This window comes from Metamycoplasma spumans (assembly GCF_041026625.1).
GTDB classification, from domain to species: Bacteria; Bacillota_I; Bacilli_A; order Mycoplasmatales; family Metamycoplasmataceae; genus Metamycoplasma; species Metamycoplasma spumans.
Genome location: NZ_CP163393.1, coordinates 639798 through 664074, shown reverse-complemented (window position 1 = coordinate 664074; position 24277 = coordinate 639798). Strand labels below are relative to the sequence as shown.

The following is a 24277-nucleotide window of genomic DNA, read 5'->3' as shown; positions in this document are numbered from 1 at the left end:
CAGACTTTTATATATATTATTTTGTGAATTTTTTAACTAATTCGTCTGCTGGTAGATATCCCACAGTGTGGTTTACAATTTCGCCATTGTTGTATAAAAACAATGAAGGAATTCCTTGCACACCCATTTCACGAGCAAATTCAATATTTTGATCAACGTCGATATCAAAAACATTTATATCTTCGTGTTCTTTTGTTAATCTCTCTAATTCTGGGCCCATCATTTGGCAAGGAGGACATCATGTTGCTCTAAAAGCCAAAATAGCTTTTCCGTTTAAATGTTGATTTTGTAAATCATCTTTGCTTAATTTTTTTAACATATTTTCTCCTTTAAAAATAATATTGTATTGTTATAATACATTAATTTTAGCAAATTTAGTAAGATTTTGCGAATATTACTAATCTTTTTGTTTTTCTATTAGTGAAAAAACATGTATCATTTTCAATTTCTAACGGCTTTACAAATGGGATGCAACGAGTTGAAGCTCCGGTTTCTTCTTTTATTTTCTTTTCGTCTTCACCATCGCCATCAAATGGAGCATAAACTCATTTGCCTTCATCAATCGCCTTTTTAAATTCATCGTAAGTAGAAATTGATACTATATTTGACAATAATCTTTTTTTAGCTTCGTTAAATAAATTATTTTGAATATCTACTAATAATTTTTCAACCGTTTCAACAACATTACCTAAAGGACAATATACTTTTTCTAATGTGTCTCTTCTAACTAATAAAACTTGATTTTCGTTTAGATCTCTTGGCCCAACTTCAATTCTCAAAGGTGTTCCATGAATTTCTGAATTAGCAGCTTTAAAACCGGCTCCTTTATCAGAATCATCTAATTTAACTTCATAACCTTTCAATAATAAATCTGACTTAATTTGAGAAGCAACCTCATGAACTCTTTGATCTTTATTAGCAAACAGCTCGATAATATCTACTTGTGTTGGAGCAATCTTAGGTGGAATAATAATTCCTCTATCATCACCATGTGTCATAATTAAAGCGCCTAATAATCTTGTTGAAACACCTCAACTAGTTCCATATGCATACTCTAATTTGTTTTCTTTGTTCTTGAATGAAATATCAAATGGTTTAGCAAAATTTTGACCTAAATAATGACTTGTTCCAGCTTGTAATGCCTTACCATCTTTCATCATTGCTTCAATAGTAAAAGTAAAGTCTGCACCTGAAAATTTTTCATGTTCAGTTTTTTGCCCATCCATAACTGGTATAGCTAAATAATCTGATACAAATTCTTTATAAATATTTAACATTTTTGTTGTCAATAATTTTGCTTCTTCTTCTGATGAATGAATTGTATGACCTTCTTGTCATAAAAATTCTCTAGTTCTTAAAAAGGGGTTTGTGGTTTTTTCTCATCTTAAAACATTTACTCATTGATTATAAATTAAAGGTAAATCATTATATGAGTTAATTTCATTTTTGAAAAACTCTCCAAACAATGTTTCACTAGTTGGTCTTATATAATATTTCTCAGCTAACTTTTTACCGCCTACTTCAGTAACTGTTGCTAACTCAGGATTAAATCCTTGCAAATGGTCTTTTTCTTTTTGTAATAAACTTTCAGGAATTAATAATGGCAAGTTAACATTTTGAACTCCAACAGATTTAAATTTTTTATCTAGATTAAGTCTTATGTTATCTCAAATTCCAAATGATAATGGTTTAAAAATAATTGACCCTTTAGTAGAACCATAAGCCATTAAATCTCCATTTTGAATAACATCAGTATATCAACGTGCAAAGTTTTCGCTTTGTGGGGTAATTTTTTCTAATTTTTTCATAATTTAATATTATACATATTTAAATATAAAAAGCACGCTATTGCGTGCTATAAATTAAACTAATTCGTCAAAAATATCTTCACCAGTTTCAGTAATTGGAACTCCAAAGTTTCTTGCAACAATGTTTCCAGCAGTACCTAAACCTTTCAAAGGTTCTTTAAATGCTTTAGGTTGTTTAAATGATTTAGAAAATACTGTTAAAGGTAAAGCTTCACGAGTATGATCTGGACCTTTTGTTGGGTCATTACCATGATCTGATGTCATAATTAATAAGTCATCTGATTTCATTGCGTTAATTAATTTTGTTAATTTAACATCTAATCTTGAAACATTTTGACTATATCCAATAGGGTCTTCTCTATGTCCATAATGACTGTCAAATTGTACTAAGTTAACAAAAACAAATTGGTTTTTTGAATCTGAGTTAGCGATTTCAATTGCTACATCCATATTTTCATCATCAGATGCAGGTCCATATACCTTGTCAATTCCTACATGTGTAAAAATATCATTAATTTTACCTACTGCAACAACTTCTACACCAGCTTTTTGTAAATCTTCTAAAATAATGTGTCCTGTTGGTTTATTTGCAAAGTCATGACGGTTAAATGTTCTTGTAAATTTACCATCTTCGTAAACAAATGGACGTGAAATAACTCTAGCAACGTTTCATTCTGGACGTGATGAACAAATTGCTCTTGCACGTTTAGCATACTCAGTTAACTTTTCAACTCCTAAAGTTTTTTCGTCACCAATAATTTGTAATGTTGAGTCTGGAGATGTGTAAATAATCATATCTCCTTTTTCCATATGTTGATGACCTAATTCAGCTAAAATAACTGTACCAGATGCGTTTCTATTTCCTATAATTTTACGACCATCAAATGCTTTTGACAACTCTTCACAAAGATCAGCAGGGAAACCATTTTCAGTAAATTGGGGGTTAGGAACTTTAGTATAAATCCCCATCATTTCTCAGTGTCCTGTTAGTGTATCTTTACCATTTGACATTTCGTGAATTCTTCCAACGTAAGCTAATGGATTTTTATTTCTAGTAACATGTCCAGAAACTTTAGCAACTTCAGTAATTCCTAATTTTCTTCATGTAGGTATTTCCAAAGGTAATGCTTCAGAAGCGTGTAGTAAACTATTTGCCCCTTTATCTCCAAATTCTTCTTGTCTTGGTTCTTCACCAATACCCAATCCATCAGTAACGATGAAAAATACTCTATTAAATTTAGGCATTTTATCTCCTTGAATTTTTAAACTATAACTATCAATAATTATTTTTTTATTAAAACATATATGTTTACATTTATTATTGTACTCCAAAAATCATTTTTTTAAGTTCAAACGAAAGCACTTGACTATACATAAAAATCTTTGTGGTAAAATTAAAATGAATATATTAGAAATTAACTAAATATTTCAACTCAAAAGGAGATATATGAAATATAACGAAAATAAAACGAAGATTGTTGCCACAATTGGCCCATCTTCTGACAACTATGAAACAATGCGTTTATTAGTTGAAGCTGGTGTATCAACTATTAGAGCAAACTTTTCGCACGGAAATCCCGACGATCACAAACACAAATTTGAAATTGCAAGGGAAATTTCAAAAGAATTAGACAGACCAATATCACTTATGCTTGACACCAAAGGTCCAGAAATTAGAATTGGTAAAATGGAAAATGATGCAGTCGAAATTCCTGCTAAAAAATTACTAAAAATCAAAACAGATGAGTATTCATACAAAAACTTAATTGGTAACGCCGATACAATAACAGTTTCTTATCGTATGGATAAAGACGTAAGACCAGGAAACAAAATCCTATTAGATGATGGTAAACTTGTTACCGTTGTTAAAGAAGTAAAAGAAATGGAAATTACTGTTGAAACAGTTAATGGCCACAAATTAAAAACTAACAAAAGAATCAATATTCCTGGTGTAGATTTTTCATTGCCATTCCTAGGTGAAAAAGATAAAAACGATATTGCCTGAGGAGCAAAATATAAAGTTGACTATATTGCAGCTTCATTTGTTAACTCAGCTAAAAACGTTAAAGAAATTAGAGAAATTCTTGACGCTAACGGCGGAGACCATATTCAAATTATTTCTAAAATTGAATCACAATTTGGAATTAACAATATTGATGAAATTATTGAAGCCAGTGATGGAATTATGATTGCTAGAGGTGATTTAGGTTTAGAAATTCCTTATTACGATGTTCCATACTATGAAAAGAAAATTATTCGTAAATGCCGTTTAGCCGGCAAACAAGTTATTGTTGCTACTCAAATGCTTGACTCAATGGAAAATAGCCCAATGCCTACACGTGCAGAAGTAACAGACGTTTACTATGCTGTTGAATTAGGAGCTGACGCAACCATGTTATCAGGAGAAACTGCTAGTGGTAAATATCCAGCTGAAGCAGTTAAAACAATGGCAAAAATTCAAAGAAGAGCAGAAAAAGAATATTATACAGAACACTTCTATAACAAACAAATTGAAAAAGTTGCTACTCAACCAGAATCACGTATGCTTATTGCTTACGAAGTTGCTAAAATACTACAAAGTGGTGAATATAAATTCGCAATTGTTTTAAGCCATACAGGTAAACTTTTAAAAGAAGTTTCAAGATACAGACCAAACTCAAATATTATCGGTGTTGTTAGTGATGACAAATTAGTTTGAAGTTTCGGAATTACAGCTGGAGTATTTTGTGAAAAACATTCAGTTGCTGTAAGAAATCTAATCAAACACGATCACGCAGCAGGTTCAAAAGTATTAGAAAATTACGGTGTTAAAAAAGGTGATAAATTTATCGTTGTTGACAGTTTAAACATTACAACACACGAATACTAAATATTAATTAAAAATCAAAATAAAAAAGCTCAGGCATAACTTGGGCTTTTTTATTTTGTCTTATTTTATATTATCTTTTATCTTGACAATCACTTTTTTGCTTTTATTAAAATTAAAAAATAAAAATCCAACCTTGAAAGTCAGATTTTATTGATTTTGTTAATTATTCAGGTTTAATAATTTCTTTTCCCATGTATGGAACTAATGCTTTAGGGATTGAAACACTACCATCCGGATTTTGGTAATTTTCTAAAATTGCTGCAATAACACGGTCAATTGCTAATCCAGAACCGTTAATTGTATATGCATATTTTGTTTTACCAGATTCATCTCTATATCTAATTTTTGCTCTTCTACCTTGAAAATCTTTGTATATTGATATTGAGCTAGTTTCACGGTATTTTTGTTCTGATGGAATTCATAATTCTAAATCGATAGTTTTAGCTGAACCAAAACCTAAATCACCAGTTGATAGTAACATTTCACGATATGGAATTTCTAACTTATCTAAAATGCTCTTAGCGTCATTAACAGTTTTTTCTCACTCTTTTAAAGCATCTTCTTCAGAAACAAATTTAACTAACTCGACTTTATGAAATTCATGTTGTCTGATTAGTCCACGTGTATCTCTTCCACCTGAGCCAGCTTCTGATCTAAAACATTTTGTATAAGAAACATATTTAATTGGAGATGATAAGTCAATTATTTCGTCATAGTGGTAATTTGTAACAGGAACTTCTGCTGTTGGAATTAATCAAAGATCATTTCCTTCAATTTTAAATAAATCTTCACCAAATTTAGGTAATTGACCAGTACCATATAACATATTTGAATTAACTAAATGGGCTGGCATAATTTCTTTGTATCCTTTTTCAATATGTGAATCTAGCATAAAGTTAGCTAATGCTCTTACCAATTTTGCCCCATCATTTTTGTATAATACAAATCTTGTTTTTGCTAATTTAACTGATCTTACAAAGTCAATAATGTTTAATTTTGTCGCAATATCATAGTGAGCTTCAACATTTTTAACAAGTCCGCGACCTAAATTAGGATGTTCCGCTACGCAGACATTGTCTTCATCATTTCTTCCAACTGGAACATCATCATATGGTAAATTAGGAACTTGTTGCATCAAAACATTGACTCTAGAAACTAAAGCATCAGCTGCCTTATCAGCTTCATCAATTTCAATTTTAACTTTATTAACTTCATCTAGCAATAAACTAACATCTTCACCATTTCTTTTCTTAATTCCAATTTCTTCGCTAAGTTTATTTCTTTTTGCTTGCAATAATTCAAGTTCATGAATTAAAACGTTTCTTTTGTCACCATTATCTAAAATTTCGTTAATGATTTGCAAATCAAAATTACGACTAGAAAGTTTTTTTACAACTTCTTTTTTATTATTTAAAAGATATTTTAAGTCTAACATGATTTTTACCTCTTTATTTTTAATAATCTTAAATATTATAAACTTTTTTTTATATATAAAACTTAGTTTATCAAGCTTTTAAAAGTCAATAGCAAGCCAAAAAATAAAATGTGTTAAAATTTAAAATAATTATGGAAAATAAAAATAGTTTAATAACGGGCACATTCAACAAAATCTTATGATCTTCAACAGATGGATCTATTGTTATTGCGACATTCAAAGTTTTAACAAACGATGGCGCAACTCCAGTTTCGCTAAATAAATTTAACTCAATCTCAATCACTATTAAAAACAACTTATTTAACGAAAATAATATTATATTAAATACACAAAACTACCAAGTAAGTGTAAGCCCTGCCATCAAATCAAAATACCCGAACAGTTATGTTTTAAATTCTGTAGATTTAGTTGATGACAATGAAAGTTATCAAAAATCATATATTGTAAAGTTTTTAAAAAGCGCAAAATTCAAGGGTATAGGCGAACAAAGAGCATGAGCAATTGTTGATAAGTTAGGCGCTGATGCACTTAAAAAAATAGCAAACGACAATGGTGAAATTGATTATAAAGAAATAGGAATAAATTCTGAAAGTTGAGAAGTTGCCAAAGAATATTTAAAAAGCAATCCAACTCTAGTAGAAGATCAAATTTTGTTTTTAAAATTAAATTTATCGACATCACTGTACGAAGAAATCATAAAAAGATTTAAAAATTTCGATGGCTTTTATCAAAAATATAAAGACAATTTTTATTTATATTATCTAGATTCTGATAACTATAAAATCAAGCTTGACGATATGGATAAATTAACTGATTATTTTAATTTTGATAAAGCTAATTTTAAAGGTGCCAGTCATATTTATAAGGCTTTAAACGACTATTTTTTTGATAGTGGAAATACAAGAATTCAACGTAGGTACATTTATAATGAAATAATAAGAGTTGCCTCAATAGATTTATTATGACCACGTGAACTTAATAAATTTGAAGAAGCAATAGATTTATTAATCCAAAGTAATTATCTAATAAAAGAAGATTACGATGGTGACGAGTTTATTTCAACCAAAAAAATATATGAAATGGAAAAATTCATTATTCAAAGGTTATACAAAATAAAAAATAATTCAGGTCTTAAAAAAATAAATTTTGAAGACGAAAAACTATTACACCAATATCAAAACGAAGCAATTAAATCAGCATTAGAAGATAATTTAGTTTTAATAACTGGTGGTCCTGGAACGGGTAAAACTTTAATAACTAATCGTATCATTAACAAACTTTTAGAAATTTATCACGAAGATTCAGTTGCAATACTAACCCCGACCGGTAGAGCAACAATTAATATCAATAACAATCAAGAAGAAGCTAAAGCCGTTACTATACATAGTTTTTTAGAATGAGACCCTGATAATAATAATTTTAGTGTCAATGAAAAATCGCCAAAAGCAATAGATTGCTTAATTATCGATGAGTTTTCGATGGTTTCAGTAGATTTATTTAATGCTTTATTAAAAGGAATTAGTTCTAGATATCTTAAAAAAATTATATTGGTTGGAGATAAAAATCAACTTCCTGCAATTGGACCTGGTTATTTAATTCACGATTTTATTGATAATAATATTTTTAAAACAATCGAACTAAAAAAGGTTTATCGCCAACAAGATAATATTGATATTATCGACGATGCTATGGCTATAAACGAAGGAAAAATGCCTGAATTTGCTGGCAATAATTCAAAATTTATTGAAGTTAAACGTGAAGATTTACACGTCAGTTTAATTAATATTGTTAAAGATTTAGTTAATAAAGGTTACAACAAAAAAGACATTGCAATATTGAGCCCAATGTACAACTATGAAACAGGTATTGATGAACTTAATAACGTATTGAGCGCTTATTTTAGATTAATTGATAATCAAGACGCTTATAAATATCGTGAACGTACTTTTGCAATAGACGATAAAGTTATAAACTTAGTTAATGATTCAAAAACGAAAGTGTTCAATGGCGAAATTGGCTATATTTCATGATTTACATTTGTAAATAAAAAAGATTCATTTGAAAAGGATATTAGTCATATTACTGTTGAATATGACGATAAATCAGTAACATACACTAAATCAGAATTTTTAGCAAATACTTATCCTGCATATTGTACAAGCGTTCATAAATATCAAGGTTCTGAATGTAAGGTTGTAATCACGGTATTATTTTCAGAAGCGAAAAGATTGTTAAGTAAAAAATTGATATATACTGCCATTACCAGAGCTAAAAATTACAGTGTTATTTTAGGTGAAACTGAAACATTAAAAACTGGAATATCAAACGATAGCGATTCAAATCGTATAACAAATATTGCAAAACTTTGAGCAAAAGAGAAAGAAGAATAATATGAAATTAATAATCGGTTTAGGAAATCCAGGAGCTGAATATGAAAAAACTAGACACAATATCGGCTTTATGGTTATTGACAGATTAGCTAAAAAACTAGATGTCAAACTCGATGAAAAGAAATTTAATGGAACTTATTACAAAGACAATGAAATTTGTTTAGCAAAACCCTTAACATATATGAATAAAAGTGGCGATTTCGTTAGATCAATTAAAGATTACTATGACATACCAGAAGATAATATATTAGTCATTTATGATGATATGGATTTGATTGTTGGTAAGGCTTCAATTAAGCAAAAAGGTTCGGCAGGCGGCCATAATGGAATGAAAGACATTATACAAAAGCTAGGCACAGATCAAATTAAAAGAGTAAAAATTGGAATTGGCAGATCTGAACATGTCATTGATTATGTACTTGGAAAATTTTCACATAACGATTTTGAAATTATTGACAAAGTCATTGACAATGTTTGTGAGGCATTAATATCATTCATTGGCAACGACATCAGATACGTAATGAATAAGTATTCAAATAAGTTATAAAATGAATAAAATTTTAGAAACAGAATATATAGACCTTGTTAATCAATTAAAAAAAGTTTTTATTAATAACAACGTTGATATAAACAAAAAAATGCTACTAGGAATCAGTGGAGGACCTGATTCAATGTGGCTTTTATATTTATTAAAAGACTTTAATATTATTGTATCTTGTGTAAATTACGGCAAAAGATATGATAGCCATTACGATGAAAAATTAGTTAGATTGTTTTGCTTAGAAAATAATATTCCGTGTGAAATTCTAAACTTATCCCATTCAGATGATAACGCAAAAGGAAATTTTCAAACTATCGCCAGAGACGAAAGGTATGAATTTTACAAAGAGTTATATAAAAAACATGATTGTAATTATCTGATTTTAGCACATCATAAAGACGACTTTATCGAAACTGCAATAATGCAAAAAAATAGTAAAAGAGAGCCACTTTTTTATGGAATAAAAACAACAAATGTAATAAATGAAATGCTGATTTTCAGACCTATGATTGAACTATTTTATAAAGATGAAATTAAAGACCTATGTAATAAATTTTCAATACTTTTTGCAAGTGATTACACTAACGATTTACCAATTTATACAAGAAATCAAATACGTCTAACATTAAAAGCAGAAGATAAAAAATACAAAGACAATCTAATTGAACAATTCAATTTAATCAATAATAAAAATAAACAACAAGAAATTGAAATTAAAAACCTTTACGAAATCTGAAAAAATCAAGAATTTGATTGCGATAAACTTGATTATGAAAGTCCTAAATTATTAAATTTAATTTACTATTCTATAAACCAAAATTATCAAGGTATAGAACTTTCTAAAAATAAAATTATCAATATTATTGACTTTTTGAAAAGTAATAATCGAACATCTAAGTTCAAACTGAATAATAATAATTATTTAATAAAAATTAAAAACAAAGTTATTTTTTAAACACTACATTTTTAAAACAGTGAAAAAAACTACAAATAATTTATAATTTATTAATTATAAGAAAGGAGCATAAATGGAAAAAGAAAAAAAACCTAAGAAAAAATTTTCACCCTTATATTGGTTTTTAATTTTATTCTTAGTCATATTTTTTACTACGCTTATTATTTTTCTATATAACTATATCATTGAAGTAAATACTAACTATGTGCAGTTTTCTCAATTAGAAAAATTTGTTAAAGCAACTAAAAATCCAAATGATGACTTTTATATTCAGCAATGGTATGAAAATAAATATTCAGGAATTTTAAGTGTCGTTGTTTCTGGACCTGCTGAAAAAATTGGAGCAGTTTTGGGCAATACAAAATATTTTGGTGATACATATTCATTTAGCGTTGTTTTAGGTGGCGCATTCGATTCCTCTTTAGCAAACTCAGTAAAGAACTGAACAGGAATTGATAATTATTGAAATGCGTTACTAGAATTAACTAAAAATAATGGCAATGAATTGGGCAAAATTACTTTTGCCCCTGTACCTAAACCTTCAATTTTTAGCACCTATATATGACCAGCAATGATAGTAATGCTATTTGGTTCTTCAATAATAGGTACAATTATCGGCACAAAAATAATGCTTTCTAGAGGAAACTCGCTAGGAAATCCATTTAATAATAAATCTCTTGCTCAAAGAATTTACACAGATAAAAAATTCTCAGATATAGCCGGTAACGAAGAAGCAAAAGAAGAAGTTTCTGAATTAGTTGATTATTTAAAATATCCTAAAAAATACGAATCAGCGGGAGCTAGAATCCCTAAAGGTATCTTATTAGGAGGCCCTCCAGGTACAGGTAAAACTCTTTTAGCGAAAGCAACTGCTGGTGAGGCTAATGTTCCATTTTATTTTATCTCAGCATCTAATTTCGTTGAAATGTATGTAGGACTTGGAGCAAAAAGAGTTCGTGATATGTTCGCTGAAGCCAGAGATAATGCACCCGCTATTATATTTATTGACGAATTAGACGCCGTTGGTAGATCTAGAGGGGCAGGTATTGGTGGAGGAAATGACGAACGTGAACAAACATTAAACCAATTACTTGTTGAAATGGATGGTATTAAAGAAAACAGTGGAATTCTAATTATGGCAGCAACCAATAGAACTGACGTATTAGACCCTGCTTTATTAAGACCAGGTCGTTTTGATAGAACAATAACAGTAGGCTTGCCAGATATTAAAGAGCGTGAAGCAATTCTAAAATTACATGCTCGTGGTAAAAGAATTTCTCCTGATGTTAACTTTGCAATGTTGGCAAGAAGAACACCAGGATATTCAGGTGCTCAACTTGAAAACGTTATTAATGAAGCATCATTATTAAGCGTAAGGGAAAGAACAAACTATATTACAACTTCACAAATTGATGAAGCTATTGATAGAGTTATGGCCGGTCCAGCTAAGAAAAGCAGAACTATATCTGAAAAAGAAAATATTGCCGTTGCATATCATGAAGCCGGGCACGCTGTTGTTGGTATTAAATTAAAAGGTGGAAATAAAGTCCAAAAAATTACAATTATTCCTAGAGGTCAAGCTGGCGGATATAACTTAATGATGCCAGAGGAAGAAAAATACAATCGTTCAAAAAGTGAACTACTTGCAATGATTACTTCATTTATGGGTGGTCGTGTAGCTGAAGCTATAATTTACGGAGCTGAAAATGTATCTACTGGTGCAAGTGATGACATTGCTAAGGCTACAAGCATTGCAAGAAGAATGGTTACTGAATGAGGTCTTTCTGATTTAGGCCCAATCAAATATGAAGAAGATTCGCAAAATCCTTTCTTGGGCCGTGACTATATGAAAAGCGTTTCATTTTCTAATAAAGTCGGTCAAGAAATTGACGAAGAAATTAGAAAAATTATCTTGATGGCTCAAAAACAGGCATACGAAATTATTTCTGAAAATAGACAATTATTAGAACTTATTAAAGATGCACTTGTAATTAACGAAACAATTGTTGCTGAAGAAATTGAATATATCGAAAAGAATATGCAATTACCTCCTTCATTAAATAAAGTTAAAGAAGAATTAAAAACTGAATACTCAGAAAAAGAATTTAACGAATTATTCAATGAAGTATTGGGACAAAAAAATATTAAAGTTGATAATTATAAAGAACAATTGGAAAGTGAATTAAAAGAACAAAATTCAAAAAATAATAAAAATGAAGAAGATGAAGATCTATCTAATTAATTTAATATTGTTAGAATTTATAATTTAAATATAAACTCGGGCATAGATTGTCTGAGTTTTATTTTTTCTTATAATTATGATAAATTTAAAAATGGAGGTGAGCAAATTATTTAATAAAAAGCTCGCTCAAGGCGAACTTCATATTTATATAATAAACTATTGCTTAATATAAGCCCCTTCTCCGTCTTTCATTTGCCCGGTAGCTACTAAAATTATGTCAATCAAAGTCCAGATTCCAAAACCTCCTGCCGTTAACAATTTTAATATTCCTAATCCGATTCTACCTGCGTAAAAACGATCAACTCCTCATCCTCCTAAAAATATTGATAATAATAGAGTTGTTAGTCAATCTTTTTGAGATTTCATATAATTAAATTCCTTCCTTTTCAAATATTGTATATATTTAAAGATTACCACAATTCAAGCAAAGCAAGCAAAATTTCACAGTTAAAACAAATTTTAAATAAACAAAATCCAGCCTTTGACTGGATTTTGTTTATTTGTGGTACTTAATATTTTTCTTAATTGATATCCCTCGATAGATTTGTTCAATTAACATAACTCTAAATAGTTGGTGTGGGAATGTCATGTCTGAAAAACAAATTTTTCTATCAAATTTACTTTCATCAACGCCGTTACTACCGCCAATTATAAATGTAATATTATCTTCAATTAATAAATCAGAAAAGCCTTCACTATCTAGTTTTTTACCTCTCAATGATAAGTAAAAGACTTTTGAGTTCTTGGGAATTTTTTCTAAAATTAAATCTGTTTCTTTTTTAATTTTAAGTTCAATATTGTCATTAATAACTTCTTTAATTTCAATCAAATTAATTTGAGCAAAAAAAGATATTTTTTTTACATAGGAATCGTAGAGAGTTTTAAATTCTTTTGTCAATGACCCTACTGCTATAATATTAATCTTCAATATTTTTCTTTCTGTTATTTAAATAAAACATTAACATTTGAATATCTGCTGGATTTATACCGCTAATTCTCGATGCTTGTCCAATTGTTGTCGGTCTAATTTGTGAAAGCTTTTGGCGAGCCTCTGTTGCTAAATTGTCGACTTTTCAATAATCGATATCTTCAGGTAGTCTTAGTTTTTCTAATCTAAGCATTTTTTCAGCTGCTGTTTCTTGTTTTCTTAAATAACCAAATAGTCTAACCTGTATTGTTATTTCGTCAATATAAGGATAATCTGATCCTAAAACATCAACTGGATCAACTTCAGGATTTGCTAGTAATTTTAAATAAGATATACCGTTAACAACATTATACTTTTCACCCAAGTAACCTTTTGACGAAACATATTCATTCTTTAGTTTTTCAATTGTTTGTTGAATGTATTCGTATTTTTCAATAACCTTATTATACTCTTCGTCAGAGATCATTTTATTGTCGTGAGCATACTTCGATAAACGTTCATCGACATTATCATTTCTCAATAATAAACGATACTCTGCTCTTGAAGTTAACATTCTGTAAGGTTCGTTTGTACCTTTGGTAACTATATCATCAATCAATACGCCAATATATCCATCATTTCTCTTAATTTCCATAGCTGGCATATTATCTAATTTATTTGCAGCATTTATTCCAGCAATCAACCCTTGAGCAGCTGCTTCTTCATAGCCACTTGTTCCATTAGGTTGACCGGCAGAGAAAAAGTTTGCAATAATTTTCGATTCCAATGATTTATATAAATTTAATGGATTAATAGCATCATATTCGATTGCATACCCATATTTTTGAACTCTAGCATTTTCAAGTCCGGGAATTGAGGCGATCATTTCATCTTGAACGTCAGCTGGCATAGATGTTGATAAACCATTAATATACATAATGTCTCCACGAGCTGTTTCTGGTTCAAAGAAAATGTGGTGAGTTTCTTTTTCTTGAAATCTAACAATCTTATCTTCAACACTAGGACAGTAACGTGGGCCAATCCCTTTAATAATTCCTGAATATAGTGAACTTCTATCTAAGTTTCTTAATATTATTTCCTTGGTTTTTGCTGTTGTATGTGTTAAATAACAAGATGTTTGTTCATCTAATTTAATATTGCTTCTTGTTGAAAATGAAAGTTCTGTTTTATCTAAAACTTCTTTTTCAACTTTTGAAAAGTCAATACTGTCTGTATATATACGGCATGGTGTACCAGTTTTTAAACGTAAAATTTCGAAGCCATATTTTTCAAGGTTTTTTGAAAGTGTTGAACTGGTTTTTTCTCCATCTGGTCCGTCGTATTTAATTTCCTCTCCTCTTAAAATACGAGAATTCATATAAACACCAGTTGTCATTACAACGACTTTTGCTTCAAGGTCACCATGTTCAAGGGTTTTTACCCCTTTACATACTTTATTGTCAACAATTAAATCGCTTACTTCATCTTCAATAAGTGTAATATTTTGTTGTTTTAATATATCTTCTAAAATAATTTCTGAATATTTATCTTTATCTATTTGTGCACGTAGTGATCATACTGCTGGGCCCTTAGATGTGTTTAACATCTTTATTTGAATCATTGCTTTATCAGCAAAAAGCCCTTGCACACCTCCAAGCGCATCGATTTCACGAGTAATAATACCTTTTGCAGAACCACCAATTGATGGGTTGCAAGGTAGCATACCTAATTTCTTTGTGTTTAGAGTGACAAGAGCAACTTTAAAGTTTCTTTTTGCTAAAGCATATGTTGCTTCAATTCCAGCATGACCACCACCGATTACTATGGCATCATAATTGGATTTCATTATTTTTCCTTTTCTAATTAATTCTTAATTTCTTCAAGAATTTTTTCAATTCTTTGAGCATTAGGCTCAACTTCATCAATTAAGAATACTATTTCTGGTAATTTTTTATACTTTCAAGTTTTAGCAACAACTGAACGAATAAATGGAGACATTGAAGTTAATTTTTCAAAGTATCTAGCTTTATCTTTAAATAAGGTTACATAAACTTTTGCATGTGATCCATCTGTTGATAAAATAACGTCATTAATTGCAACGTTAGTTACATCAAAATCTTGTAGCTCATAAAAACTATTTCCGATTAATTCTAATAATAATTGGGTTTTTCTTTCGTGGTTAATTGTGTTCATATTAAACTAATACATCCTCATAAAATTTTAATTCATCATCTACTTCTATTTTATCAAATTCTTTTATATGAGTCCCAAAATCAAAACCTTTTTCAACTACTTTGACATCATTTTTTTCTCTCTTCAATGAATCTATTTGTCCTTTGTAAACTACTTTATTTCTTCTAACTACTTCAACTTTAGAGAATTCTTTAATTTGACCCGATGTTGCCATACATCCTGCGATTGTACCAACTTTTGAATAGAAGAACAATTGAATAACTTGTGCAGTTCCTATTAATTTTTCTTCATAAACTGGTTCTTTCATTGTTGTAATTAAAGCTTCTAGTTCTTCAACTATTTTATAAATGATGTTGTGTTTTGCAATTTTTATACCTTTTGATTCGGCTAATTTTTTTATTTCAGAACTTATTGCGTTATTAAACACATAAATTCTAGCATTCGATGTTTCTGCTAATAAAATATCGGCTTTTGTAATTTCACCTGCTGTTGAACGAATAACATTAACGGCGATTTCTTCATTTTTAATCTTTGAAAGTGTTTGTCTAATAGCCTCAGCTGTACCCTGAACGTCAGTTTTAATAATAACATTAACCGTTTTAATTCCATCTTGAATTGAAAATGCATTTTTTTCATTTAATTCTCTTTGTTTATCAAGATACGCTTTTTCTTCAGCTAATTTTTTAGCAAATTTTTCGTCGCTAATTACAATAAATTTATCTCCAGATTGAGGATTTTTTGCAAGACCAGTTATAACGCAAGGTGTACCTGGTAAAGCCTTTGCCAAAGGTTTTCCTTCAACAGTTGTTAAACTTCTAATATTACCGTATTGTCCACCAGCAACTATAAAATCTCTTGGCAATAGTGTTCCGTTTTGAACAATAATAGTTGAAACTACTCCACGTCCCTTGTCAATACGTGATTCAACAACTGTTCCAATTGGATCTCTGTTTAAATTTGCTTTTAAATCTAATAAGTCTGCTTGTAAAAATATTGCTTCAAGTAAAGAATCAATATTGTGGTTATTCATTGCTGAACCATAAATAAATTGGTATTCACCACCTCATTCTTCACAAATAATATCATGCTCTGAAAGTTGACTTTTTACTTTCTCAGGGTCAGCACCTGGTTTATCCATTTTATTAACAAATATAATAATCGGAACATTAGCAGCTTTAGCGTGGTCGATTGCTTCAATTGTTTGAGGTTTAACACCATCATCAGCTGCGACAACAATAACTACTATATCAGTAACTTTAGCTCCCCTAGATCTCATTTCTGTAAATGCTTCATGACCTGGTGTATCTAAAAAAGTAATTTTACGATCATTATGTTCAACTTGATATGCACCTGTATGTTGAGTAATCCCACCAAATTCACTATCCAAAATATTACTTTTTCTAATTCTATCAATTAGTGTTGTTTTACCGTGGTCAACATGGCCCATGATTGTAACAATTGGAGGTCTCTTAACTAAATCATTAGGATCTTCAACAATTTCTAACTTGTCAAATAAATTTTGTGCATCGACGTTGTCTTCTTTTTTGAAATCTAAATTATAGTGTAAACATAACTCAGCGATTTCTTCTTCGTTCAATGTCGTGTTAATTGTTTTCAATAAACCTTGTTTAAAATAGTGAGTTAAAATTTCTGAAACTGATTTTTTAATCTTATTAGCAAATTCAGAAATTGTTAATGGTCCACTAAAAATGAATACACCATCTTCTAATTTTGTTTCAACTACGTTAAGTTGTTGTTTAAGACTTTCTACATTTGATTTTCTTTTGTTGTTTTGTTTACTCATTCTTCCACCTCTTTCCGTATTGAATCATATGCATCTAAACTAACGTTTTGTCTAAATGCTCGATTTAATAATTTCTTTTTAAAAACCGTATCTATCTGTTCTATATTTTTTAAACAGTAGGCACCGCGTCCTGGTTTTTCTAAATATGGATCGAAACTAATTTCGTTATTTTTATTTTTAGCAAATCTAACCATTAAATTCACATCATATATTTGCGAATCAACAATCGATTTACGACTATATTTTTTATCAGTCTTCATTATCTAAATCACTTAGATCAATATTTTCTAGACCAGCACTTAAATCATCATCTTTTTTGAAATCTTTCATCTTTGTAGATGTTATTTTTTCATAGTCACGTTCTTCTTCTTCTCTTTTTACCATTTCGGCAATTGATTCTGAATAAGGATCGTAATCATCAATTTCATCTGATTCTGAATTTTCTAAATCTTCCTTAATAGTTTTCAAAGTTTCCTCAATAACATTATCAAAATCGCTTGCAAATATTTGTTTTTCAAATTTATCGTCTCTTTCTTGTGCTTTTTGACGAAGTTCTGCTAAATCTTGGTCAAATTCATCAATGTTAAAATCATTTTCAAATGTATTGAAACTTGGTGTTTTAGCTTTAGGTTTTTTCTTAAATGTAGTTTCAAGTTTTCTACCTACTTCTAATTCTTTTAGCTCTTCAATAGAAACGTTTCCATGATCAAAGTTATATTCAATACCTTTTTCATCAGCCTGAGCTTGTGAAAAAATATCTAATCTTGCTTTTGTTAATTCTGAAGCTAAAGTAACGTTTTGTCCTTTTTTACCAATAGCCAATGTATGTTGCGTATTTGGAACAATAACTGTATAAGAAGGATAACTACCTTTGCCCTCACCAGCTTTTATAACATCGATAACCTTTGAAGGGCTAATCGCATTTTTAATATATGTATTTAAGTCATCTGAATATAAAATAATATCAATTTTTTCGCCTTTTAGTTGTCTTGAAATTGCTTCAATTCTTTCTGAATTTGTTCCAATTATTGCGCCTAATTCTTCCATTCCCTCTGGAGCATCTTGTGATTTTCTAATTGCAATTTTTGCCCTCTCTCCTGGAATACGAGCAATTTTAACAATTTCAATAAAGCCTTGCGCAACTTCTGGAATTTCTTTTGCCATTAAATTTTGAATTAATTTAGACTCAACTGATGAAACAACAACCTGAGCATGTTTCGATTCAGGTTTAACTTCTTCTATATAAACATCAATAACGTCCCCTGGTTTTAATTTACTAATAAATCTATGGTTTGTTGATGAAGGGGGCATGTATGCTTCTGTACCATCAATTAATTCCAACATAATTCCACTTTTATTAAATGATGTAATTTTTGCCTTAGTAATATCTCCAACTTTGTCTATATATTTTTGACATACTAATTTCTTTTCTAGCTCTCTTAGTGATTGATTAAATACTGAAAGAATTTTAATATAATCACGTTTTGTAAAAGCTTCGAAATCAATTTCTGTTGAAATATGATCTCCAACTTCAATATCTTCATTAATTTTCTGAGCATCAGAAAATGCCACTTCGACACATGGTGTTAGCATATCTTTTTCTTCGTCATTAATTGGATCTTCTACAACCGTTTTATTGTGATTGATAATATTAAATTTATGATTTTCATTATCAAAGATAAATTCCAATTCAGCTTCTTCATCGTACTGCTCTAAAATAACTTTAGAAATAGCATCTTTAAATAAATTTAAAATACTTTGTTCGTCGATTCTTTTGATTTGAGATAAGTTATAAATTTGTGTAAAAATTTCATTTGCTTTTTGATTTGAACTATTTGATTCTGACATTTTATTCTCCTTTTTAATATTTAAGCCTACCATTTTTATTGAAAAAGGTTAGCCAATAATGGCCAACCCTTCAAATCTGTATAAAAATAGTACCTTTATTATATACAAAAACCCTTAATATTTTAAAAAATATTACATTTATCAGTAATGTGAATTCTCAAATATTTTGCTACATTGTAATTCTCAATCATTTTGCAACATCCTATAGTTTAAAATCATTATAGGAGGTAAAGTGAAATATAAAAAAATAGAAATCCAGAATTTAACAGATTTTGAGAAAAAAAGAAAAGATATTTATACAGATATAACTAATGGAAAATTAAAAATAAACCAAATCGCCATAAAACACGAGGTTAGTCGTTTTACAGTTTCTAAAATTAAGAAATCTATAAATTTTGACGGAACATTTAATGTCTCGCACAAAAATAAAGGAAATAAATATAGACAAAAGTTTAGCGATGATCTTGTAGATTCTGAAATTGAAAAGATCAGAGATTTTAGCTCTTTTGTTTTTGATCAACCTACAGATAGAACTAAAAATGTTACTATGGCTATTTATTATAGAACAAAAGGTTCAATAATGTCTTTAAAAACTCTTTACAGACGTACTTTAAAAAGAGGATATGCAACAGAACACTCGCACAAATCAACTAGAAAAGAAGCTAAAAGAAACGCAAGAAATATTTTAAATGACGCAGTTCCAGAAACAATATTTTATTATGCAATAAATAGCAGATTAGAGAATCTTAAAACAATAGAGAAAAATGCGGTAATAAAAAATACCTGGAAAAATCTTTCTCCAGGCATGATCGTTGAGATCGATGCTACGCCAGACACAATGGGGTTGGGTGAAACTTTTCATACTTACCACGCTATTGACCCTGCCACTGGTAGGCTTTTAGCAGTCCATGTGTCTAAAGAAGAAACCAATATTGGTTATATGAATCTGCTTGAAAAACTTTTTAGAACACACGGAATTCCGCAGATTATAAAGACCGATAAAAGAACAACTTTTTGAAAAAAAGAGTCTTCATACACACCTATTACTGAGTATTTGCGATCTTTAGGCATCGAAGTTCAATCTTCTAGTGTTCCGCAATTTAAGTCTTTTGTTGAAAGGTCTTTTAAAACTGCTCAATTAAATTATCCCATATTCTTTAAAACAAAGAATATAAAACATTGAACAGAAATAAGTAAGATTGAAGACGAATTAATAAATCACTTTAATTCTATATCTCCAAAATTAGAAAGAAATAGTGATAAAAACTGTTTTAGAAAAATAAATGAAGGCGACCCTGGTTGGTATGTTGATTATCATTTTAAAAATAAAACTCATTCAGGTGCAGTTAAATACCTAAACGAATATTATGCCCCAGTTGATACTAACGGCAATAGAGTTAATTTTTCAAAAAAAATAAAAGTTTTATTTTGTATGAACTCAAGTGGTGAATATTTTTTCAAAACTCCAGAAAATCGTTACAAAGCAAGCAGTGATTTATCTAACTTTAACTCACAAGAGATTTTTTTAATAGGCAAAAATCTTGACGTTTGAGATGATTTGGCTTATAAATTAAGTTTGATAGTCGTAACGCATAAGTCAGTAGTTTCAACATTTACTGATAAGTTTAATTACTTGATTAGAAATTTAGAAAAATTTAAATTAAATACTTCGGGTTTAAAAGAAGAAATGAACCACTTAAAATCAATGTTTAAAAACGCAATTAAAGAAGTAGATAATAACCTATCTGAATATTTTAAGTAGATTTTAATTTTTATTTTAAGATATACAGATTTAAAAAAAATAATAGCAAAGTATAACACTTTGCTAATTTTTCCTGATTACTGGCTTAAATTTTTAGGTCTTAAAAAATAAATTTGATATCATAAGTTTAATAAACATTTTTAAACTATAAAAATGTTGCAATTTGATTAAGAATTAACACTTAATATTTTAAAAAATATTACATTTATCAGTAAAAATTCAATTATTTTGTCAATAAATCGTCAACTGTTTGTTTTGAAAAATTTTTGACTAAATATGATCCGACAACAGCTAAATTAACACCAGCTTCAAAACAATATTTAATATTTTCTTGTTTAACGCCGCCGTCAATTTGTATAATTGCTGCGCTTTTTTCTTCTTTAATAATACCTTCTAGTTCTTTAACCCTGTCATAGCTTATTTCCATAAATTTTTGACCGCCAAATCCTGGTTCAACGCTCATAATTAATGAAAGTGATAAATCTTTAATAAATGGACGTAAAACTTCGACATTTGTTGAAGGTTTAATTGCTAAACCAATTTTCACATTATCTTTTTTAGCTTTAGCAATTAAAGATGTTAATTTTTCTTTATCCATTGCTTCATAGTGAAATGTTAAAATATCGCCAATATTTTTATACATTTCATAATATAACTCAACATCTTCAACCATTAGATGTATATCCATAATGTGCTTAGGACAATTTTCATAAACACTTTTAATTTCTTCAAAAGTTAACGCTGAGTTAGGAACAAATTTATTATCCATTACGTCATAATGTACATTATTAACTCCCCACTCAGTTAATTGAGTAATATAACTTATTAAATTATTTTTAGGAACATCCAATACTGATGGACTAATTTTTTTCATACTTCTCCTTTAATACTTAATTGGTTCGTCGATTAATCTTTTTAAAAAACTAATGTAATTATTATATCTTTCTAATTTGATTATACCTTCAGAAACTTGTCTTTTTACTTCACAATCATTTTCTGATTCCATGTAATGCTTGCAACTTCTAAATTTACAATTAACTGATGCTTCTTTAAAGGCTTTAAATGCTTTTGGCAATTCATCAACGGTTAGATTAAATTCTATTGATGAAAAACCTGGCGTATCAATTATTTCGCCACCATTAAAGTCAATCAAACTGACTTCCCTAGTCGTATGCTTACCACGGTTTAAAGCCTTTGATATCGCTTGTGTTTCAAATTTCGTATTTGCTAAATAATTAATTAATGTTGTCTTTCCAACTCCAGTTTGACCTACAAAAAAACTTGTTTTATGCTTAAATAATTCCTTTAGTCCGTCAAAGCCTTGATTAGTTTCATAATTTATTTCAAAAACCTGATAACCTTGTTCTTTATAAAAATTGATTTTTGATTCACTAGTCAAATCTTTTTTAGTTAAAACAATAATTGGTGTTACATTTTTATTTTCAATAATAATTAAGAATTTATCAACTAATAATGAACTAAACTCAGGTTCAACTAGTGACATAACCACAATTGCTTGATCAACGTTTGCAATTTTTGGCCGTATAAAAAAGTTTCTTCTTCCTAAAATTCTATGTATTAATTCACCTTTTTCAAACTCTACATTATCGCCAACAATTGGCTTCATATCTAGTAAGCGCAATTTTCCTGAACCTCTTACGCGATAAATTTGATGATCTTTAAAAGATTTAACATCATAAAAACCGGCAACAGATTTTACAATTTTTCCCTCTTCCATAACTAAAATTTAATTACTCCTTTTAATAATAATATCAATAAAACAATCACAATTGCAATCAGTATTCCACCAATTGATAAAAATATTGTTAACATCTTTTTATGTCTAAATGTTGGCGTATCTTTTTTTATTGTCTTGTTATTTAAATTAATTTTTTTATCATTAGATCTTTTAGCTGACAAACACATTTCTAAATCTTCATAAATTTCTTTGACATTTTCGTATCTTTGATCTGGGTATTTAGCCGTACACTTAATTATGATATTTTCTAAAGCCTGTGGAATAACGATGTGATTTTTTTCGTTTATCGAAGGTAAGTCATCATTAATATGCGCTAACATAACCTCATTTTGATCACTGCCATTAAATGGAACTCTACCAGTCAACATTTCATACATCATAATCCCTAAAGAATATATATCACTTTTGATTGAAGCATTTGATTTTCTACTCAATATCTCGGGTGCTAAATATTGTATTGAACCTACTGCTTTATTTTCAGCAGTAACACGATTACTATTTTCAGATAAAGATATTCCAAAATCAATTAGCTTAACAACATTGGTCCCGTTTTCTATTAATATATTGCTTGGTTTTAAATCACGGTGAATAATATTTTTATCATGTATCTTCTCTAATGCCATACAAATTTCTTTTGAATAATTAACAGTAGATTGAACATCAATTTTGCTTTGTTTTGCAATAATTGACTTAAGTGATTGCCCATCAATTAATTCCATTGCATAATAACATTCATTATTGCTAATATAAGAACCTAGAATTCTAACAATATTAGGCGAATTAATAACTTTTAAAATATTTATCTCGTTTTTAAAACGTTCTTGGTCAATTCTTTTTCTATCTAAATCATCACCAAGATTCAATATTTTTATCGCATAACGTTTATTATTTTTTTTAAAAATACCCGAATATATAAATCCGTAACCGCCGCTACCAATTTTTTCAAAAGATTCAAAATTCTTATTAAGATTTTCAAACTTACTTAACTCTTTAAATTCATTTTTACTATTCATCTATAACTCCAAAATAACAACACTTAAATTATCTTTACTTTCATTTTCAATGGCCTTATTTATTAAATTTGAAGCCTTCTCTTCTAAATTATTATCGCTATTTAAAATACTTTTAAATTCTTCGCTATCAACATTATCATGTAAACCATCAGATGTTAAAATCACATATTTTAACAAACCTGAAGGTTCAATACAAAATGAATCTCACTGCATAATTTTTTTAGGGCCTAAACAGCTTACTAATTTATTGGCATCCGGGTGTAATCTAGCTTCTTCTTCATTTCATTTTTTTTCATTTACCAAATAGTTAAAAAAGTTTTGATCTCTAGTAATTTGAATTAACTTTTTGTCATACACATATGTTCGTGAATCCCCAACATTAAATACATACATCTTTTTAGTTATATTAAAAACGAGAACAGCAGTTAATGTTGTTCCCATATCTATAAATATATTATTTTTTCTTGCATAATTAATTAATACTTCTTTTACGAAGTTTAATGTTTTATTAAATCATTTACTAATTTTCAAACTATCATTAGCTTGCATATCGATATCAAAATTTAACTCGAAACTTTTTTTAAAATTTTCACATGTTAATTTTGAACATAAAGAACCACCAAAATGTCCGCCCATGCCGTCACATAGAATAGCAAAAGTTCAATCGCCTTTACTAATAAAGCTGGCGTAATCTTGATTTTCTGGTCTAAAATTTCCTTTTTCGCTTTTTATGCAAACTTCCATAATTGTT

21 protein-coding genes are annotated in these 24277 nt (G+C 28.9%); 6 read left to right on the top strand and 15 right to left on the bottom strand.

From position 1 onward, the window contains the following. Positions 1–16 precede the first annotated feature (16 nt). The 3 genes from AB5V95_RS02840 to AB5V95_RS02830 are packed head-to-tail and all read right to left on the bottom strand — an operon-like array spanning position 17 to position 3053. A complete protein-coding gene (locus AB5V95_RS02840) occupies positions 17–319 on the bottom strand; it encodes a thioredoxin family protein (protein WP_369085844.1) in 303 nt (100 codons plus the stop codon). 55 nt (positions 320–374) lie between these two features. Further along, positions 375–1808, bottom strand: a complete 1434-nt coding sequence (proS, locus tag AB5V95_RS02835; protein ID WP_369085843.1) for a proline--tRNA ligase — start codon at positions 1806–1808, stop codon at positions 375–377. A gap of 54 nt (positions 1809–1862) precedes the next feature. After that, positions 1863–3053 (bottom strand): phosphopentomutase, encoded by a 1191-nt coding sequence (locus AB5V95_RS02830; protein ID WP_369085842.1) that lies wholly within the window; start codon positions 3051–3053, stop codon positions 1863–1865. A gap of 202 nt (positions 3054–3255) precedes the next feature. On the opposite strand from AB5V95_RS02830, the gene pyk reads away from it, so the two are divergent. Next, positions 3256–4677 (top strand): pyruvate kinase, encoded by a 1422-nt coding sequence (pyk, locus tag AB5V95_RS02825; protein WP_369085841.1) that lies wholly within the window; start codon positions 3256–3258, stop codon positions 4675–4677. Between the two features lie 163 nt (positions 4678–4840). On the opposite strand, the gene serS is transcribed toward pyk, so the two are convergent. Next, positions 4841–6112 carry a serine--tRNA ligase gene (serS, locus tag AB5V95_RS02820; RefSeq protein ID WP_369085840.1) on the bottom strand — a complete coding sequence of 424 codons (1272 nt, stop codon included), beginning with the start codon at positions 6110–6112 and terminating at the stop codon, positions 4841–4843. A gap of 131 nt (positions 6113–6243) precedes the next feature. On the opposite strand from serS, the gene AB5V95_RS02815 reads away from it, so the two are divergent. The 4 genes from AB5V95_RS02815 (at position 6244) to ftsH (ending at position 12240) form a co-directional block, all read left to right on the top strand. Beyond that, entirely contained in the window at positions 6244–8502 is a 2259-nt protein-coding gene (locus AB5V95_RS02815; RefSeq protein ID WP_369085839.1) for an ATP-dependent RecD-like DNA helicase, read from the top strand. A 1-nt stretch (position 8503) separates the two neighbouring features. Further along, complete coding sequence (gene pth, locus AB5V95_RS02810) at positions 8504–9049, top strand: aminoacyl-tRNA hydrolase (RefSeq protein WP_369085838.1); 546 nt, start codon at positions 8504–8506, stop codon at positions 9047–9049. Position 9050: 1 nt separating this feature from the next. Further along, positions 9051–9998, top strand: coding sequence for a tRNA lysidine(34) synthetase TilS (gene tilS, locus AB5V95_RS02805; protein ID WP_369085837.1), 948 nt, complete (start codon positions 9051–9053; stop codon positions 9996–9998). A 73-nt stretch (positions 9999–10071) separates the two neighbouring features. After that, complete coding sequence (gene ftsH, locus AB5V95_RS02800; RefSeq protein WP_369085836.1) at positions 10072–12240, top strand: ATP-dependent zinc metalloprotease FtsH; 2169 nt, start codon at positions 10072–10074, stop codon at positions 12238–12240. Between the two features lie 156 nt (positions 12241–12396). Here the strand turns inward: ftsH and AB5V95_RS02795 are convergent, their stop codons facing one another. The 7 genes from AB5V95_RS02795 to nusA all read right to left on the bottom strand — a co-directional run bounded on the left by AB5V95_RS02795 (position 12397) and on the right by nusA (position 18992). Further along, positions 12397–12606 (bottom strand): TM2 domain-containing protein, encoded by a 210-nt coding sequence (locus AB5V95_RS02795; protein WP_036476019.1) that lies wholly within the window; start codon positions 12604–12606, stop codon positions 12397–12399. Positions 12607–12736: 130 nt separating this feature from the next. Continuing rightward, on the bottom strand, positions 12737–13168 hold the full coding sequence (locus AB5V95_RS02790) for a 23S rRNA (pseudouridine(1915)-N(3))-methyltransferase RlmH (RefSeq protein ID WP_027122779.1): 432 nt from the start codon (positions 13166–13168) through the stop codon (positions 12737–12739). Continuing rightward, positions 13158–14993 carry a tRNA uridine-5-carboxymethylaminomethyl(34) synthesis enzyme MnmG gene (gene mnmG / locus AB5V95_RS02785; protein ID WP_027122780.1) on the bottom strand — a complete coding sequence of 612 codons (1836 nt, stop codon included), beginning with the start codon at positions 14991–14993 and terminating at the stop codon, positions 13158–13160. Before mnmG ends, AB5V95_RS02790 begins: the two co-directional genes overlap by 11 nt. A 17-nt stretch (positions 14994–15010) precedes the next feature. Further along, positions 15011–15340, bottom strand: coding sequence for a 30S ribosome-binding factor RbfA (gene rbfA / locus AB5V95_RS02780; protein ID WP_027122781.1), 330 nt, complete (start codon positions 15338–15340; stop codon positions 15011–15013). A 1-nt stretch (position 15341) separates the two neighbouring features. After that, positions 15342–17144: a translation initiation factor IF-2 gene (gene infB, locus AB5V95_RS02775; protein WP_369085835.1), complete on the bottom strand. Its 1803-nt coding sequence runs from the start codon at positions 17142–17144 to the stop codon at positions 15342–15344. Then, positions 17108–17404: a YlxR family protein gene (locus tag AB5V95_RS02770; RefSeq protein WP_027122783.1), complete on the bottom strand. Its 297-nt coding sequence runs from the start codon at positions 17402–17404 to the stop codon at positions 17108–17110. Before AB5V95_RS02770 ends, infB begins: the two co-directional genes overlap by 37 nt. After that, positions 17391–18992: a transcription termination factor NusA gene (nusA, locus tag AB5V95_RS02765; protein WP_369085834.1), complete on the bottom strand. Its 1602-nt coding sequence runs from the start codon at positions 18990–18992 to the stop codon at positions 17391–17393. Before nusA ends, AB5V95_RS02770 begins: the two co-directional genes overlap by 14 nt. 232 nt (positions 18993–19224) lie before the next feature. On the opposite strand from nusA, the gene AB5V95_RS02760 reads away from it, so the two are divergent. Further along, on the top strand, positions 19225–20754 hold the full coding sequence (locus AB5V95_RS02760) for a hypothetical protein (protein ID WP_369085833.1): 1530 nt from the start codon (positions 19225–19227) through the stop codon (positions 20752–20754). A gap of 223 nt (positions 20755–20977) precedes the next feature. Here AB5V95_RS02760 and AB5V95_RS02755 read toward each other — a convergent pair whose 3' ends face one another. The 4 genes from AB5V95_RS02755 to AB5V95_RS02740 are packed head-to-tail and all read right to left on the bottom strand — an operon-like array spanning position 20978 to position 24270. After that, a complete protein-coding gene (locus AB5V95_RS02755) occupies positions 20978–21628 on the bottom strand; it encodes a ribulose-phosphate 3-epimerase (protein ID WP_369085832.1) in 651 nt (216 codons plus the stop codon). Positions 21629–21637: 9 nt separating this feature from the next. Next, positions 21638–22492: a ribosome small subunit-dependent GTPase A gene (gene rsgA / locus AB5V95_RS02750; RefSeq protein ID WP_369085831.1), complete on the bottom strand. Its 855-nt coding sequence runs from the start codon at positions 22490–22492 to the stop codon at positions 21638–21640. Positions 22493–22494: 2 nt separating this feature from the next. Beyond that, a complete protein-coding gene (locus AB5V95_RS02745) occupies positions 22495–23526 on the bottom strand; it encodes a serine/threonine-protein kinase (RefSeq protein ID WP_369085830.1) in 1032 nt (343 codons plus the stop codon). Next, positions 23527–24270, bottom strand: a complete 744-nt coding sequence (locus AB5V95_RS02740) for a protein phosphatase 2C domain-containing protein (RefSeq protein WP_369085829.1) — start codon at positions 24268–24270, stop codon at positions 23527–23529. Positions 24271–24277: the final 7 nt, after the last annotated feature.